We start from the raw sequence: 16,425 nt of genomic DNA, 5'->3' as shown, positions 1-16,425 counted from the left end.
TGGCCACGGCACACGGCCTGCTGCCTACGCCGTTCCGCACGTGCAAGGCCGCAGGGCCCGTCCGGTCACGTCGAGGGCGCCGAGGGGTCCGGCCGGTACCCCAGCGCCATGGACGCGGCGGAGCTGGCGGAGCGCAGCCGCTCGAGGAGGCCGTCCAGTTCGTCGTCGGGGAGGTGGGCGGTCAGTCCACTGACGCTGAGGGCGGCGACGATGTGGTCGTCGTGGTCGCGCACGGCCGCGCTCACGGCGCGCACGCCGGTCTCCACGTCGTCCTCGCTCATCGCGTAGCCGTGGGAACGGATACGGGCGATCTGGTCGCGCAACGCCGCCGGGGACGTCGCGGTCGACATCGGCACCATGAGCCGGCTCAGGTAGGTCTGGACCTGGTCGTCGGGCAGCGCCGCGAGCAGCAGCCGGGGGCCTGCGCCCAGGTGCAACGGGAGCGCGCCGCCCACCCGCAGTGTGTGCGTCGAGGCGTAGCGCCCGTCGAGGCGTTCGATGCACACGGCCTCGTTTCCGCGGGGGATGAGCAGGAACACGGTCTCCCCGGTGGCGCGGTAGAGCTCCTGCATCGCGGGCAGCGCGCGTTCGCGGACACCCATCCGCCGGGCCATGGCGCTGCCGATCCGGAACGCACCCACGCCGAGCTGGTAGATGCCCGGAGCGGGTCGTTCGACGAAGTCGTCGGCCGCGAGCGTGCTCAGGATCCGATAGCAGGTGCTCTTGTTCAGATCCAGGCGCGTGGCGATCTCACCGAGACCGACCGGCTCGGTCGCGTCGGCGAGCAGGTCCAGCACCGACATGGCCTTGACCAGCACGCGGACCGGCTCGCCCGAGGTGGGCGTCCGCTCGGACATTCAGTCGACCTCCGGGGCGGGTGCCGTTGCGGACCGGCGCACTGTATCCGGCCCCGGCGGAGCTCTGCCGACGTGACGATCCCGCAGGTCCAGCGTCGAGCTCAGGTCGACGATGCCCGCGTCCGAGCCGAGCCCGCCGGCGACCAGGGCCGCGGCCGCGTTGCCCAGCCGCACCGCGTCGAGCAGGTCCTCGCCGCGCAGCCGCCCGGTGAGGTACCCGGCGGTGAACGCGTCGCCGCAGCCGGTGGTGTCGACGACCGGGACGTCGTGGGCGGGCACGAGGGCCACGACGGCGTCGGAGACGACCAACGCCCCGTCCCCGCCGCAGGTCACGATGACGGTGCCGACCCCGGCCCGGCGCAGCAGCCCGGCCGCGTCCTGCAGGTCGTCGAGGCCGGTGAGGAGCCGTAGCTGGTCGTCATTGGGCAGGAACACGTCGATGAGGGGCCACAGGTTCGCGAACTCGTCGAGCAGACCCGGGCGGGGCACGCTGAGCAGGTCCGTCGTGACGAGCGTGTCGTGCGCGCGGGCGTGGGCCAGCACTCCGGGAAGGGCCTCGGCGGTGAAGGCGCCGAGCACGTCGGGGCCGCCGACGTGCAGGGCGTCCGCCGCGGCGACCAGGTCGAGATCGACGTCGTCGGCCGTCAGCGAACCCATCGCGCCGGGGGCGTGCAGCGCGGGCCGCTCACCGTTGGGGCGCACCGGCAGCATCGTCGCCGGTGTCGCCGCCCCCGGCCGCGGCGCCAAGCCGGAGGTGTCGACGCCGTGCTCGGCGAGCAGCGTGCGCAGCAGCCGGCCCGTGGTGTCGTCGCCGACCGGGCCGATCGAGGCGACCTCGACCCCGAGCTTGGCCAGGTCGACCGCGGTGCCGCCGGCCGTGCCGGCCGCGGTCACCCGGATCTCGTCCAGGACGCGGCGCCCCTGACCGGACGGGATGTCGGTGACGGGCCGCCCCAGCACGTCGAGGATGTGGGCGCCGAGACAGACGACGGTCACGACTGCCTCCGGCGGGCCGCGACGGCGGTGAGCTGGTCGTCGTCGAGGGTGTGGGGCGTCCCGATCGCCGCGGCGACGGTGTAGAGGCGGCACAGCCATTCGATCAGCCCGGCCCGGTCGAGAGCCTCGGGCAGAGAGGCACCGTAGGCCACCGCGCCGTGGTTGCGCATCAGTGCCGCATTCCGGTCGACCAGGGCGTCGCGCACACCGGCGGCCAGCTCCGGTGTGCCGTAGGTGGCGTAGGGCGCGACCCGTGGCGGTCCTCCGAGGCGGCCGATGTAGTAGTGCACGGCCGGTAGCTCGTCGTGGATCAGGGACACCGCGGTGCTGTGCAGCCCGTGGTGGTGCACGACCGCGCCGGCGGCGGTGGAGGCGTAGACGGCGCGGTGCAGCGGGGTCTCCGACGACGGTGCGTGCCGGCCCTGCACGAGCCGCCCGCCCGCGTCGAGGACGCACACGTCACCGGCCTCGATGTCGTCGTAACCGATGCCCGAGGGCGTGATCGCGATCAGGTCGCCGACCCGGACGCTCACGTTGCCCGCGGTACCGGTGACCAGCCCCTCGGCCAGGAGCCGGCGCCCGGCCCCCGCGACGGCGGCGCGGGCGGTCGAGAGCTCGTCGGTGCAGGCTGCGCTCACGCCGCGACCCCGTCGCCGACCGTGGCGTCGGAGGAGTCGGCCGCGGCGTCGTCGGGCACCACGACCCCGGTCGCGGCAGGCCAGCTCACGCGTACCCGGTCGCCGACCGCGACCGAGACGTCCGAGGACGAGTCCCGCACCAGGCCGGGGGTGCCGTCGTCGAACCGGACCAGCACCCGGCGGAAGGCGCCCTGGTACACGACGTCGGTGACCTCGGCGCCGAGCTGGTTCGCCCCGGCGGGACGGTCCCGGTCGTCCCCGTGCAGGGTCATCCGCTCGGGTCGCACGACCAGGGCGCCGCGACCGTCGGGCCCCTGGCAGTGCAGCGTGGCGCCGCCGGTGTCGAGCAGCCCGTCGCGGACCGTGCCGGCGAAGATGTTGGAGTCGCCGAGGAACGTGGCGACGAAGCGCGACACCGGAGCCTCGTAGAGCTCGAAGGGCGTGCCGACCTGCTCGATCCGGCCGTCCCGGAACACCGCGATCCGGTCCGAGAGGGCCAGCGCCTCCTCCTGGTCGTGGGTCACGAACACGAAGGTGATCCCCAGCTCGGAGTGCAGCCGGGCGATCTGCAGCTGCAGCGTCTCGCGCAGCTTCTTGTCCAGCGCACCGAGCGGCTCGTCGAGCAGCAGCGCACGGGGGGAGAACACGACGGCGCGGGCCAGCGCGACACGCTGCTGCTGGCCGCCGGAGAGCTGGGAGGGCAGGCGGTCGCCGTGCCCCCCGAGCTGCACCAGATCGAGGGTCTCGTGCACCCGGCGGGCGATCTCGGCCTTCGACACCTTCCGCTGGCGCAGCGGGAACGCGATGTTCTCCGCCGCGGTCATGTGCGGGAACAGCGCGTAGCTCTGGAAGACCATGCCGAGGTTGCGGCGGTACGGGGGCAGCCGGGCGATGTCGTCGCCGTCGAGCAGGATCCGGCCCGAGGTGACCTCTTCGAAGCCGGCGACCATGTTGAGTGTGGTGGTCTTCCCCGAGCCGCTCGGGCCCAGCAGCGTCATGAACTCCCCGGAGCGGACGTCGAGGTCGATCGCGTCGACGGCCGGGGCGGTGCCCTCGCGGAAGGTCTTGGTCAGGGACTCGACGCGAATGCTCGCGCCGTCGGTTCGGTCAGGCACGGGACTTGCTCCTCCGGGTGAGGCCGGTCAGGCCGAGCAGGACGGTGGACACGACGAGCACCACGGTCGAGGCCGCGGCGATGGTGGGGTCGACCTCGTTGGTGACCGAGGTGAACATCCGCACCGGCAGCGTCTGCAGCTGCGGGGACTGGATGAACAGCGACACCACGACCTCGTCGAAGGAGGTCACGAACGCGAAGAGGGCCCCGGACGCCACACCGGGCCGGATGACCGGCAGGGTCACCTGGCGGAACGTGGCCCACGACGACGCCCCCAGACTCGCGGCGGCACGTTCGAGGGTGCGGTCGAACCCGCGTAACGAGGCGCCCACGTTCACCACGACGAACGGCAGCGCCAGCACGGTGTGGGCGAGTACGAAGCCGGTCGGGGTGCCGATCAGTCCCCAGTTCAGGAACGTCGCGTAGACAGCGATCGCGACCACGATGCCCGGAACGATGAGCGGGGCGAGGAACAGCCCGTTCACCGCCCCGGCCCCGGGCAGCGACGTCCGGGCCAGCGCGAACGCGGCGGCCGTGCCGAGGACGGTCGCCACCACCGTCACGATCACGGCCAGCTGCAGCGAGACGAGCAGCGCGTTGAGCCAGCTCGCCTCGGTGAAGAACGTGACGTAGTGCTGCAGCCCCCAGGACGAGGGCGGGAACGCGAAGCTGTCCTGGCCGGAGAAGCTGATCGGCACCACGATCAGCGTCGGCACGACGAGCCAGGCCGCGACCAGGATGCCGAATGCGGTCAGGATGCGCCGGAGGGTGCGTCCGTCGGTCACGCGGCACCTCCGGTCATCCCGGAGCCGAGGCCGTTGCCCCGGGCGCCCCGGGTACGGGTCAGGACCTGCACCCCGGCCAGGAGCACCAGCGTGACCACCAGCAGCGTGACGGCCAGAGCCCCGGCGGCACCGAAGTTCACGAGCTGGTTGACCTGCACGGAGATGAACTGGGCGAGCATCGACTGCTGCGGGGACCCGACGAGCGAGGGCGTGACGTAGAAGCCGAGCGACATCACCATCACCAGGGTCGCGCCGGCGGCCACCCCCGGGAAGGACAGCGGGAGGTAGACGCGGGCGAACGCGACGCTCGGCCGTGCGCCCAGCGAGAGCGCCGCCGCGACCAGTCGCCGGTCGATCCCGCGCATGGTGGCGTACACCGGAAGCACCACGAACGGCAGCATGACCTGGGCCATCGCCAGCGTCACTCCGGCACCGGTACCGAGCAGCCGGACCTGGCCGACACCCACGGCGGCCAGGATCTGGTTGACGACCCCGTTGTCCTGCAGCAGGACGACCCAGGCGAACGTACGGGCCATCAGCGAGGTCCAGAACGGGATCAGCACGATCGCGAGCAGCACGGTGCGCCACCGCGGCGTCGCGATGGTCATCAGGTAGGCGTAGGGGTAGGCGACGAGGACACAGGCGACGGTGACCACGGCGGCCATGCCCAGCGTCCGCAGGACCACCGTGTGGGTCACCTCGTCGGTCGCGATCGCCGCGTAGTTGCCGAGGCCCGGTTCCGGTGTGGTGAACGAGAGCCAGAGCAGCCGCAGCGCCGGGACGACGAAGAAGATCAGCACCGTCAGCAGCGCGGGGACGGCCAGCAGCACCAGCGGTCCGGTGAGTCGGCGGGTCCGGGGCAGCGGCCCGGCGTGCGGATCCGGCGGAGTGCGGGGCGCCTGTACCTCGGTCGTGGTCACGGCCATCTCGACCCTCCGTCAGATCCGCGTTTCGCGGCATGGATTTCATGAAGTGGAACGCCACGGTCGCGAGTCGAGCAGTCCTTGTCAAGAGCGTCAGTTCCTGAAACAGCACGTTAACAGTGCTGTAGGCGAAATGGCGGCACACTCTTGACGGAGAAGAAGCCGCATCGCATGCTTTCCGTAATACGAACGGCGTTTCATAATATGAAATGGTGAGTGCCGATGCGGATCGTGGGCTACGCCGACCGGCTGTCGGTCGACGCGGGTGGACGGGTCGAGTTCCGGCTGTCGTCCGAACACGCCGAGCTGGTCCCGCGGATCGTCCGGTTACGCCGCGGTGGTGGCCCGCAGCACGAGGCCGATCTGATCGAGGAGGACGTCGAGGCCGTACTGCCGGACACGCTCGCGGGTCGGGTGCAGCAGACGACCTCGGGATCCCATGTGGTCGCGACGATCGGGGACGGCCCCGGCACCGCCGGCGGGGTCGGCGGCGGGGCGGGCGCGGCGCTGTGGTTCCGGCCGACCCGGCCGGGGAAGGACCCGCGCCCCCTGCTCGTCGTCGGCGCGCTGGCCGTCACGGTCTCGGCCGACGGTGTGGTGCTCACCTGCGGCGAGGACGTCGTCGCCGTGGTCACCACGCCGGTGGTGGCGCACCGGTGGTCCTTCGTCGCGGCGACCGTCGACCCGGACGGTGCCGCGCGGCTGGTCCTGTACCCACCGGACGGCTCGCCGGTGGCCGCGACCGGGACGGCGTCTCCGGTCCGGGTCGCCGGGGCGCTGCTCCTCGGGTCCGGCGGAGCACCCGGGCCCGGCGCCGGGCACACCTTCGACGGGGTGGTGGCTCGGCCGGTCGTGTCCGTGGCGTGGCCGGCCGCGGTCACCGCGGAGCTGCACGACGGGGCGGACCCGCTCACCCTGCTCGACCCGGCCGTCACCAGCGTTCTCGACCTGGGCGCGGAGCCGGGCTCGGCGTACGTGCCCGACCTCGGTGGTCTGACCGGCGGCGCGCAGGTACGCCATCTCCCGGCCCGCGGGGTGCCGGGACCGTTCTGGGCCGGGGCCGAGCGTGACTTCCGCGCCGCGCCGGCCGAGTTCGACGGCATCCACCTGCACGACGACGACCTGGCCGACGCGGGCTGGGACACCGACCTGACCTGGGACGTCCCGGCGGACACGCCGAGCGGGGTCTACGCGCTACGGGTGAGCTGCGGCGACGACGTCGACCGGATCCCGGTCGTCGTCACCCCGGCCCGGCACACCGCGCCGGTACTGGTCGTGCTGCCGACCTGGACCTACCTCGCCTATGCGAACTGGCGGACCTACGCCGAGTACGAGACCGAACGTCGCGGGATCTACGGCGAGGACCGCGGCATCGACGAGCGTGACCGCTGGCTCCTCGCACACCCGGAGTTCGGCCGGTCCCTCTACGACGTGCACGGCGACGGCAGCGGCGTCTTCTACTCGACGCGCCTGCGCCCGATCGTCAACCTGCGCCCGGACTACTACACCCCCACCACCCGCGGGTTCCGGCACTACGCGCAGGACCTGCTGCTGCTGCACTGGCTCGACCGCCGCGGCGAGGACTACGCGGTCGTGACCGACGACGAGGTGGAGCAGCAGGGGGCGGAGCTGCTCGCCCGCTACCGCGTGGTGATCACCGGGAGCCATCCGGAGTATTGCTCGGCGGGGATGCTGGACGCGTACGCCGCGCACACCGCGTCCGGGGGGCGGCTGATGTACCTCGGCGGCAACGGCTTCTACCAGGTCACGGCCCGCCATCCCGCGCATCCGGAGGCGATCGAGATCCGGCGCGGGCATGCCGGCGTCGCGACCTGGGTCTCGGAGCCGGGGCAGGAGCACCTGTCGGGCACCGGCGAGCCGGGGGGTCTGTGGCGGATGCGGGGACGCGCACCGAACTCGCTGGTCGGCGTCGGGTTCACCGCGCAGGGTTTCGACTCCGGCTACGGCTACCGGCGCACCGCGGAGGGTGCCGACCCGGCGGTCGCGTGGGTGTTCGACGGCGTCCGGGCCGGGCCGGGCGCGGTGTTCGGCGACACCGGGCCGGGCCTCGGTGGCGCCGCGGCCGACGAGTTCGACCGCGCGGACACCGGGCTCGGCACCCCGGTCGGCGCGGTGGTGCTGGCCTCCTCGGTGGGCCACTCCGACCGGATCAAGCTGGTACCCGAGGAGACCGACCGCGGCTACGCGACGCCTCCACCCGGCGTGCACCCCAACGTGCGGGCGGACGTGGTCCTGTTCGGACGGCCGGGCGGCGGGGCGGTGTTCTCCGTCGGTTCGATCGGGTGGAGCACCGCGATGAGCGGCGACGACGGCGACAACGACACCGCCCGCATCACCGGCAACGTCCTCGACCGCTTCCGCGACGCGGCCCCGCCGCTGTGACCCCTACCCCTCCGGCAACCATCGAGCATCGAGGAGCGCCACCCGTGTCCACCTCCCGAACCGCGACGACGTCGCGTCCGGTGACGACCGAGCACCTGGCCGACCGCGCCCGGTTCATCCGCACCGAGACGGTCCGGTTGACCCGGATCGCCGGTGCGGGCCACTACAGCGCCGTGTTCTCGTGCGCCGAGATCCTGGCCGCGCTCTACTACTCCGAGCTGCGCATCGACCCGGCCCGCCCGGACCTGCCCGACCGTGACCGGTTCGTCCTGAGCAAGGGACACGCGGCCATCGGGCTCTACCCGGTGCTCGCCGACCTCGGCTACTTCGCCGCGTCCGCGCTCGACGACTACACCCGGCTCGGGAGCCCGTTCGGCGACCACCCGGACATGAAGCGGATCGCCGGCATCGACTTCTCCTCGGGCTCGCTCGGGCACGGGCTCTCGGTCGGTGTGGGCATGGCCTGGGCCGGCCGGTACGCGGGCAGCGACCACCGCACCTGGTGCCTGCTCGGCGACGGCGAGCTGGCCGAGGGGCAGATCTGGGAGGCCGCGATGTCGGCGTCGCACCACCGGCTCGGCGACCTGGTCGCCGTGGTCGACAACAACCAGCTCGGCATCGACGGCAGGGTCGCCGAGGTGATGGCCGCCGAGCCGATCGAGGAACGGTTCGCCGCGTTCGGCTGGCAGACCCGCCGCGTCGACGGCCACGACCCGGGCGCCCTGCTGGACGCGTTCGCGTCGTTGCCCCCGAGAGGCGGGCAGCGGCCGCAGCTGATCGTCGCGGACACGGTCAAGGGCAAGGGCGTGGCCCGGATGGAGCTCAGCCCCGACTGGCACGTCGGCAACCTCGCCGGTGCCGACTACGACGACGTGATGGCGGAGCTGAACCGATGAGCACCCGGACCGGAGCACAGGACCAGTCGGAGATCTTCAACGGCACCGCGAGTGTCGGGTTCAAGGACACCCGCTCGGTGGACGGCACCGACACCCGCACCGTCCCGGCGTTCGTGTTCGGGGAGGAGCTGGCCGAGCTCGCCGAACACGACCCGCGGATCGTGGTCCTCACCGCGGACCTCGCCCGTTCCAACCGCGCCTCCGACTTCGCCGCCCGGCACCCCGACCGGTTCGTCAACCTCGGCATCGCCGAGAAGAACATGGTCACCGTGGCCGCCGGGATGGCGGCGAGCGGGCTGGTGCCGTTCGCGGCCACGTTCGGCTCCTTCGCCGCGCTCCTGTGCGCCGAGCAGATCCGGACCGACTGCGCGTACCCGAACCTGCCGGTGCGGGTCGTCGGCCACCACTCGGGCATGTCGATGGGCTTCTACGGGACCAGTCACCACAGCCTCGAGGACCTGGCGATGATGCGGTCGATCGCCGACCTCACCCTGGTCTGCGCGACCGACGCCCACCACCTGCGGGCGTTGCTGAGACTGTCGCTGGAACACCCCGGGGCGATGTACCTGCGGCTCGGCCGCGGCCGCGACCCGCAGGTCTACGACGAGGTACCGGACCTGCGGCTCGGCCGCGCCGAGCAGGTGCGCGCGGGCACGGACCTGACCGTGATCGCGACCGGGTCGACGGTGCACCCTTCCCTGGAGGCCGCCGAGCAGCTGGCCGCCGACGGCGTCTCGGTCCGGGTCGTCGACATGTGGACGGTCTCCCCGCTCGACCACGCCGCGGTGGCCGCCGCCGCCCGCGAGACCGGCGCCGTCCTGACCGTCGAGGAGGCCAACGTGACCGGCGGCCTCGGCTCGGCCGTGGCCGACTCGCTGCTCGACGCCGGTCTCGCGGTCCCGTTCCGCCGGCACGGGGTGCCCGATGAGCACGTCCCGGTCGGACCGCCGGCGGCCCTCTACGCCCACTACCGGCTCGACGGCCCCGGCATCGCCGCCGTCGCCCGCGAGCTGATCGATGTCCGTCCCCGGAGGAACGCATGACCACGGCCCCACCCACACTCGGTGCCCGCGAGCTCGCGCTGCGCGAGCGGGCCGCGCAGGTGATCCCCGGCGGCATGTACGGCCACATGGCCGTCGCCGCGTTCAGCCGCTCGCACCCGCAGTTCATGGTCTCCGGCGACGGCGCCCGCGTCGTCGACGCCGACGGTCGGGAGTACCTGGACCTGATGTGCAGCTGGGGCCCGGTGATCCTCGGGCACCGGCACCCGGCGGTGGCCGCGGCCGTGGTCGACCAGCTCTCCCGCGGCGACTGCCTGGACGGCACCAGCCCGGTCGCCGTCGAGTACGCCGAGCTGCTCGTCGACACGGTCCCCGCCGCGGACTGGGCGTTGTTCTGCAAGAACGGCACGGACGCGGTCACCACCTGCGTGACGACCGCCCGTGCGGCGACCGGGCGGCGCAAGGTGCTGGTCGCGCGCGGTGCCTACCACGGTGCGGTGCCCTGGTGCGCGCTGCGCGGCGAAGGCATCACCGAGGCGGACCAGGAGCACCTGATCCGCTACGAGTACAACGACCTGCCCTCCGCGCGGGCCGCCGCCGACGAGGCGGGGGACGACCTCGCGGCGATCCTGGTGTGCCCGATGCGCCACGACGTCAAGCGGGACCAGGAGCTGGTCGACCCCGAGTTCGCCCGCGGGCTGCGGGCACTGGCCGACAGCACCGGGGCGGTGCTGATCCTCGACGACGTCCGCTGCACCCACCGGCTCGACCTCGGCGGGAGCTGGGAGCCGATCGGGGTGCGCCCGGACCTGGCCGCCTACTCCAAGCCGTTGGCGAACGGGCAGCCCCTGGGCGCGGTGACCGGGATCGACGCGCTGCGCGACGGCGTCCGGTCGATCTACGTCACCGGCTCGTTCTGGACCGGGGCGGTGCCGCTCGCGGCGGGGCTGGCCACGCTGACCGAGCTCCGGCGCGGCGATGCCGTGCCGGCGATGGAGCGCGCGGGCCGGCGGCTGCGCGACGGCCTGGCCGCGCAGGCCACCGCCCACGGGGTCGAGATCAACCAGACCGGACCGGTCCAGATGCCGATGCTGTCCTTCGCCGGTGACCAGGACTTCCGGCAGGCGAGCGCGTGGGCCGAGGCCGCCGTGGAGAGGGGCGTCTACCTGCACCCCTGGCACAACTGGTTCCTGTCCACCGCGCACACCGACGACGTGATCGACGCGATCCTCGACCGCACCGACGACGCGTTCGCCGCCGTCCGCTGACCGGACCGGACCGGACCGGACCAGACCAGCACCGACCTGTCCCTCCCCGACCCGCCGGAGGCGGTAACCATGCACATTCGCAGACATCTCCCACTCGTCGCCGTACTGGCGGCGGTGTCCTTCGCCGCCACCGGGTGCTTCGTCAGCCCGGCGACCGGCGGCGCGGGGGGAACGGTCGTGTTCAGCAACACCGGCGGCGCCCTGGCCTCGATCTTCGCCGACACCGCGTACAAGGAGCTGGCGGACAAGGGGATCACGGTCGCCGAGGAGTCACCCAACAACGAGGCGAAGCTGACCGCGATGGTCGAGTCCGGCTCGCCCACCTGGGACGTCTTCTACGCCTCGCCGTACCGCACGGTCGCCAAGTGCGACGTGCTGTTCGAGAAGCTGGACATGTCCCGTATCGACACCAGCGGGCTCGACCCGAAGCAGGTCACCGAGTGCGGTGTGCCGGTACTGCAGTCCGCGTTCCTGCTGGTCTACAACGCCGACAAGTACCCGGGCAAGGCGCCGACGAGCTGGAAGGACTTCTACGACACGACGTCGTTCCCGGGCACGCGCGGCATCATGAACTACGCCAAGGACGCCGGCATGGAGACGGCGTTGCTGGCCTCCGGCGTACCCGGCGACAAGCTCTACCCGCTCGACTACGACCGCGCGTTCGCCACGATGGACCGGATCCGCCCGTCGGTGCGGTTCTTCGACACCGGGGCGCAGCAGACCCAGGCCCTGGAGTCGGGGGAGGTCGACATGATGCTGGCCTGGCCGGGACGTGCCTACGAGGCCACGAAGAACGGGACCAACCTCAAGGTCGTCTGGAACCAGCCGCTCTACTACACCGACGCGCTGGGGATCGTGAAGGGCTCCAAGAACCAGGACGCCGCGTACGAGCTGATCAACGCGCTGATCGGGACACGCACCCAGGAGGAGATCACGGCGAAGCAGCCCTACGGCGCGGCCAACTCGAAGGCCGAGCCGTCCTCCGACCCGTTGATCAGCTCGTTCGTCGCGACCAACCACGCCAACGGCACCGAGGTCGTGCGTGACCAGCAGTGGTGGGCGGCCAACCTCGACGAGGCCACCACGCGGTGGGCGAACTGGGTCAACCGATGAGGATCATCGGCTACGGAGACCGGCTGTCCGTCCCGGCGGGCGGACGGATCGAGTTCAAGGTGAGCTGCGAGCTGCCGGAGTTCGCCCCGTCGCTGGTACGGCTGCGCCGCGGTGGCTCCCCGGCCCACGAGTGCGACCTGATCGAGGACGACGTCGCGGCCGACCTCCCGGCCGCGGTCGCGGGCCGGGTCCAGACCGCCGTCGCGGGGTCGTGGGTCGAGGCGGCCGTCGCCGAGGGCACCACCATGGACGGCGTCGGGCTCGCGGCCTGGGTGTGCCCCACCCTGCTCGACGGGCAGCGCGAGCAGAGCGTGCTCACCGTGACCTCGGACGACGGGCGAGCAGGCTGGACGCTGACCGTCACCGCGACCGGTCCGGTACTGCGCGACGCCGGAGGGACGGTGCTGGCCCGGCTCGACGAGCCGCCCGTCGTGCGGCAGTGGTCGTTCCTCGCCGCGACCGTGTCGGCGCAGGGTGACGTGCGGCTGAGCCTGCACCGGAGCACGGCCGCACCGGCGGCGGTGGCGCAGGGCCGCGGCCCCGCCCCGTCCGGACGGCCCGCGGGCGTGGTGCGGGTCGGCGGGCGCGGTCCCGGCGCGACCGGCGCCTTCAACGGCCGGATCGCCCGCCCCGTGGTGGCCCTCGAGGGCTGGTCGGTGGCCGCGACCGCCCGCCTGGCGGCCGGCGAGAACGCCGTCGACGTGCTCGGGGCCGGTGCGGTGGGCGCGCTGGCCCTCGGCCGGGAGCCCGCGGCGACACGGGTCGTCGACGACGGCGCCCTCACCACGGGCGGACGGGTGGTGAACCGGCCGACGAGCGCGGTGCCGGGCCCGTTCTGGCGGTGCACCGAGACCGACTTCCGGCGGTGCCCGGACGAGTACGACGCGCTGCACCTGCACGACGACGACCTCGACGACGCGGGCTGGGCCACCGACGTGAGCCTGACGCTGCCGCCGGACACCCCCGGCGGCGTCTACGCACTGCGGGTCCGCGCGGGCGAGCACGTGGACCGCATCCCGTTCGTGGTGACCCCGGCGCCGGGCGCGGCACCGGCGCCGGTGCTGGTCGTGATCCCCACCTGGACCTACCTCGCCTACGCGAACTGGCGCACCTACGCCGAGCACGAGGAGGACCGCGTCGCGCTGTACGGCGAGCGGCGCGGGGTCGACGCCCGGGACCGCTGGCTGACCCGTCACCCGGAGCTCGGGAAGTCGCTCTACGACGTGCACACCGACGGCAGTGGCGTCGCCTACTCCTCCCGGGCCCGGCCCATCGTCAACATCCGCCCCGACTACTACACGCCCACGACCCGCGGGCTGCGGCACTTCGCCCAGGACCTGTCGCTGCTGCACTGGCTCGACGCGCGCGGCGAGACCTACGACGTGATCACCGACGACGAGGTCGAGGACCGCGGCGTCGACGCGTTCTCCGGGCACCGGGTCGTGGTCACCGGGAGCCATCCGGAGTACTGCTCGGCGCGGATGCTCGACGCCTACCAGGAGCACACCGACCGTGGCGGACGGCTGATGTACCTGGGCGGCAACGGCTTCTACCTCGTCAGCAACCGGCATCCGGGCCCGGGCGGGGCGATCGAGATCCGCCGGGCCCGGGGCACGACGACGGCCTGGGCGTCCGGTGCGGGGGAGGAGCACCTGTCCGGCTCTGGGGAGCACGGCGGGCTGTGGCGCTGGCGCGGCCGCGCGCCGCAGCGGCTGACCGGGGTCGGGATGACCGCCCAGGGTTTCGACCGGGCCAGTGGCTACCGCCGGCTGCCCGCGAGCCGCGAGGACGCCGTGAGCTGGGTCTTCGACGGCACGGACCTCGCGGTGGGCGACCTGTTCGGGGACCGGGGCCCGGGCCTCGGCGGTGCGGCCGGGGACGAGATCGACCGTGCCGACGTGGCTCTCGGGACCCCGGCGCACGCCGTGGTGCTCGCGACCTCGGTCGGGCACTCGAGCGCCATCGTGCTGGCCGCCGACGACCGGACGATCTCCTACTCGCCGCCGGTGGTCCCCGACCCGCGGGTCCGCTCCGACATCGTGATCGCCGGCCGGCCCGGCGGTGGTGCGGTGTTCTCGGTCGGCTCGATCGCCTGGTCGACGGCGATGACGCACCGGGGCGGCGACAACGACGTCGCCCGGATCACCGCGAACGTGCTCGACCGCTTCCGTGACCACGACGGCCCGGTCGCCCCGGACGGATCGCCCCTCGACGGGACGGAGGGCGCCGCCGACCTCAGGTAGTCTACGGCCGGTGTTCACGAAGTGAACGCCGCTGCCAGGTTCGCGATCACCGTCCGACGGAGGCCCCCGTGAGCAAGTCGCCGGAGGGTAATCGGTCGGCTCGTGGCGACCAGGCGGACATCCAGGCGGTCAGCCGGGTCAGCCAGATCCTCGCGCTGTTCGACCCGGCCACGCCGGAGGTGACGGCCGGCGAGGTCGCGGAGCGCCTCGGACTCAACCGCACCACCGCGTACCGGTACTGCACCTCGCTCGTCGCGGCCGGGCTGCTCGAACGCAGCGCCGAGGGCGGTTACGTGCCCGGTGGCCTGTTGCTGCAGCTCGGCGGGTTCGCGATCGGCCACCGGCGCGTCATCAGCCTCGCCCCGCGGCACATGCAGTCGCTCTCGCGTGCCACGCAGACGAGCGTGGTGCTCAGTCTCTGGGGCCTCACCGGCCCGGTGGTCTCCCGGGTCGAGGAGAACCTGTCCACCATCGTGGTGGTCTCCGTGCGGGTCGGTAGCCATCTGCCGCTGGACACGGCACAGAGCAAGGTCTTCCTCGCCTATCACGCGGACCAGCTGTCGATGGAACGACTGATGGCGAACCTGTCCGGCACGGCGCGCGACGAGCTGCGGGCCGATGTCGAGCGGGTGCGCGTCGTCGGCCACTGCTCCGCGATGAGCACACCCGGTGTCGTGGCGGTGGCGGCGCCGGTCTTCGACGAGTACGGCATCTGCGCCACCATCGCGATCGTCGGCCCGGACAACACGCTGTCGATGTCCGACGACGCGCCCGAGCTCCGTGTCGTGGTCGAGACCGCGCGCGAGCTCACCCACGAGCTCGGCGGTCACTACCGGCCCGACGATCTCGACCAGCGGGCGGTGTAAGGCGGCCGCCTGCCCGTCGCGTCCGGTCAGGACAGTGCGGGGATCGTGCTGTCGTCGTCCATGTCGACGTCCTTCGTCTCCGGTCCGATGAAGCCGCCGATGCTGATCAACAGTCCGGCGAGGACGATCAGGACGGCCGGAGCCAGGTGCGACGGCATGACGCCGTCGAACCCCTGCAGGTAGAACTGGTAGAACGCCGGCGCGATGAGCGCGAGGCTGTAACCGACGCCGTAGCCGGTGGACCGGATGCTCGCCGGGAACCGCTCGGTCAGATACGCGGCGATCGGGCCGAACGTGCCGACGGTGAAGACGCCGATCATGATGCCCCAGCCGAGCGCCGCGCCGAAGCCGCCGTTCGAGACCATCAACACCGAGTAGGACCCGGCGCCGAACACCACGACCGCCAGTCCGTAGCCGATGTAGAACCGCCGCCGCCCGATGCGCTGGGACAGCATGCCGAACAGGGGATAGGACAGCGCCGCAGCTGCGTTGATCACCAGCATGGTCAGCGTGACCTCCTGGCTCGAGAGCTGCAGGTGCTCCTTGAGCTGCACGGGCGTCACGGCGGCCTCCATGTTGGTCGCCAGCCAGGTACCGGTCATCAGCACGAAGACCTGCGCCAGCGCCTTCGGGTACCGCACCACCAGCCGCACGAGCGGGAGCTTGTGCCGCTCGCCGGTCCGCTCGGACGCGGGCGGCTCGTGGACGTGGGTGAGGTAGTAGCGGAACAGCACCGCCGCGAGCAGCGCGCCGATCACGAACGGCACCCGCCAGCCCCACTGCACGTAGGCACTGTGCAGCCCGGCCGACGGCAGCACCTGCAGCATCAGCAGCGTGATCGCGGCGATCACGGCGTACGCGGCGGGGGAGGTCGAGGTGATGATCGAGGCGTAGAGACCGCGCTTGTGCTTCGGGCTCCACTCCATCGCCAGTGGCACCGCGGTCGTGTACTCGCCACCGAGGAAGATCCCGTCGACGAACCGCAACGCGATCAGGAGGCCGACCGACCACATCCCGATCGTCTCGTAGCCGGGCAGGCACGCGGTGGCCAGTGTGAGGACGCCGAACCCGCCGACCGCGACCAGCGTCGTGCGCTTGCGTCCGACCGTGTCCGCGAAGTGGCCGAAGATGACGGCGCCGAGCGGACGGCCGATGAGCGTCGACGCGAACACCAGCGAGGCCAGCAGCGCCGCCGTGCTCGCGCTCAGGTCCGCGGCCTGGAAGTAGGCCGCCGCCGGCGCCAGCACCACGATCGGCAGGTAGATGTCGAACTGGTCGACGAAGTAGGCGAGCGTCCCGCCGCGCACCGCGGCACGCACCTT

Annotated in this window: 14 protein-coding genes; 7 read left to right on the top strand and 7 right to left on the bottom strand. The window is 72.6% G+C overall.

Annotation, left to right across the window (positions count from 1 at the left end; translation table 11 throughout):
• Nucleotides 1-65: 65 nt before the first annotated feature.
• From I4I78_RS06545 to I4I78_RS06520, 6 genes are read right to left on the bottom strand one after another with little or no spacing between them, the layout of a single operon-like run.
• Nucleotides 66-857, bottom strand: a complete 792-nt coding sequence (locus tag I4I78_RS06545; protein ID WP_218610293.1) for an IclR family transcriptional regulator — start codon at nucleotides 855-857, stop codon at nucleotides 66-68.
• On the bottom strand, nucleotides 858-1,853 hold the full coding sequence (locus I4I78_RS06540) for a carbohydrate kinase family protein (RefSeq protein WP_308251935.1): 996 nt from the start codon (nucleotides 1,851-1,853) through the stop codon (nucleotides 858-860).
• Complete coding sequence (locus tag I4I78_RS06535) at nucleotides 1,850-2,491, bottom strand: class II aldolase/adducin family protein (RefSeq protein WP_218610291.1); 642 nt, start codon at nucleotides 2,489-2,491, stop codon at nucleotides 1,850-1,852. The genes I4I78_RS06540 and I4I78_RS06535 overlap by 4 nt, the downstream gene beginning before the upstream one ends.
• A complete protein-coding gene (locus I4I78_RS06530; RefSeq protein ID WP_218610290.1) occupies nucleotides 2,488-3,606 on the bottom strand; it encodes an ABC transporter ATP-binding protein in 1,119 nt (372 codons plus the stop codon). The genes I4I78_RS06535 and I4I78_RS06530 overlap by 4 nt, the downstream gene beginning before the upstream one ends.
• Nucleotides 3,599-4,390 (bottom strand): ABC transporter permease, encoded by a 792-nt coding sequence (locus I4I78_RS06525; RefSeq protein WP_218610289.1) that lies wholly within the window; start codon nucleotides 4,388-4,390, stop codon nucleotides 3,599-3,601. The genes I4I78_RS06530 and I4I78_RS06525 overlap by 8 nt, the downstream gene beginning before the upstream one ends.
• The gene (locus I4I78_RS06520; protein ID WP_218610288.1) at nucleotides 4,387-5,316 is read right to left on the bottom strand and encodes an ABC transporter permease; all 930 of its coding nucleotides are present in this window, start codon (nucleotides 5,314-5,316) and stop codon (nucleotides 4,387-4,389) included. The genes I4I78_RS06525 and I4I78_RS06520 overlap by 4 nt, the downstream gene beginning before the upstream one ends.
• A gap of 219 nt (nucleotides 5,317-5,535) precedes the next feature.
• Here I4I78_RS06520 and I4I78_RS06515 point away from each other — a divergent pair, with 219 nt between their 5' ends.
• From I4I78_RS06515 to I4I78_RS33695, 7 genes are all read left to right on the top strand, one after another.
• Nucleotides 5,536-7,716, top strand: coding sequence for a N,N-dimethylformamidase beta subunit family domain-containing protein (locus I4I78_RS06515; RefSeq protein WP_218610287.1), 2,181 nt, complete (start codon nucleotides 5,536-5,538; stop codon nucleotides 7,714-7,716).
• Nucleotides 7,717-7,760: 44 nt separating this feature from the next.
• The gene (locus tag I4I78_RS06510) at nucleotides 7,761-8,612 is read left to right on the top strand and encodes a transketolase (protein WP_218610286.1); all 852 of its coding nucleotides are present in this window, start codon (nucleotides 7,761-7,763) and stop codon (nucleotides 8,610-8,612) included.
• Nucleotides 8,609-9,655, top strand: a complete 1,047-nt coding sequence (locus I4I78_RS06505) for a transketolase family protein (protein ID WP_218610285.1) — start codon at nucleotides 8,609-8,611, stop codon at nucleotides 9,653-9,655. The genes I4I78_RS06510 and I4I78_RS06505 overlap by 4 nt, the downstream gene beginning before the upstream one ends.
• Complete coding sequence (locus I4I78_RS06500; protein WP_218610284.1) at nucleotides 9,652-10,881, top strand: aminotransferase class III-fold pyridoxal phosphate-dependent enzyme; 1,230 nt, start codon at nucleotides 9,652-9,654, stop codon at nucleotides 10,879-10,881. The genes I4I78_RS06505 and I4I78_RS06500 overlap by 4 nt, the downstream gene beginning before the upstream one ends.
• 69 nt (nucleotides 10,882-10,950) lie before the next feature.
• The gene (locus I4I78_RS06495; RefSeq protein WP_218610283.1) at nucleotides 10,951-11,994 is read left to right on the top strand and encodes an extracellular solute-binding protein; all 1,044 of its coding nucleotides are present in this window, start codon (nucleotides 10,951-10,953) and stop codon (nucleotides 11,992-11,994) included.
• The gene (locus tag I4I78_RS06490; RefSeq protein ID WP_218610282.1) at nucleotides 11,991-14,237 is read left to right on the top strand and encodes a N,N-dimethylformamidase beta subunit family domain-containing protein; all 2,247 of its coding nucleotides are present in this window, start codon (nucleotides 11,991-11,993) and stop codon (nucleotides 14,235-14,237) included. The genes I4I78_RS06495 and I4I78_RS06490 overlap by 4 nt, the downstream gene beginning before the upstream one ends.
• Before the next feature lie 68 nt (nucleotides 14,238-14,305).
• Nucleotides 14,306-15,103 carry an IclR family transcriptional regulator gene (locus I4I78_RS33695; RefSeq protein ID WP_218610281.1) on the top strand — a complete coding sequence of 266 codons (798 nt, stop codon included), beginning with the start codon at nucleotides 14,306-14,308 and terminating at the stop codon, nucleotides 15,101-15,103.
• Nucleotides 15,104-15,129: 26 nt separating this feature from the next.
• On the opposite strand, the gene I4I78_RS06480 is transcribed toward I4I78_RS33695, so the two are convergent.
• Nucleotides 15,130-16,425, bottom strand: a 1,296-nt coding sequence (locus I4I78_RS06480) for an MFS transporter (RefSeq protein ID WP_218610280.1), incomplete at its 5' end; no start/stop codon positions are given.

Origin of the sequence: Pseudonocardia sp. KRD291 (assembly GCF_019263595.1) — a bacterium.
In the GTDB taxonomy this organism is placed as follows: Bacteria; Actinomycetota; Actinomycetes; order Mycobacteriales; family Pseudonocardiaceae; genus Pseudonocardia.
This window is presented reverse-complemented; position numbering and strand designations above follow the sequence as displayed.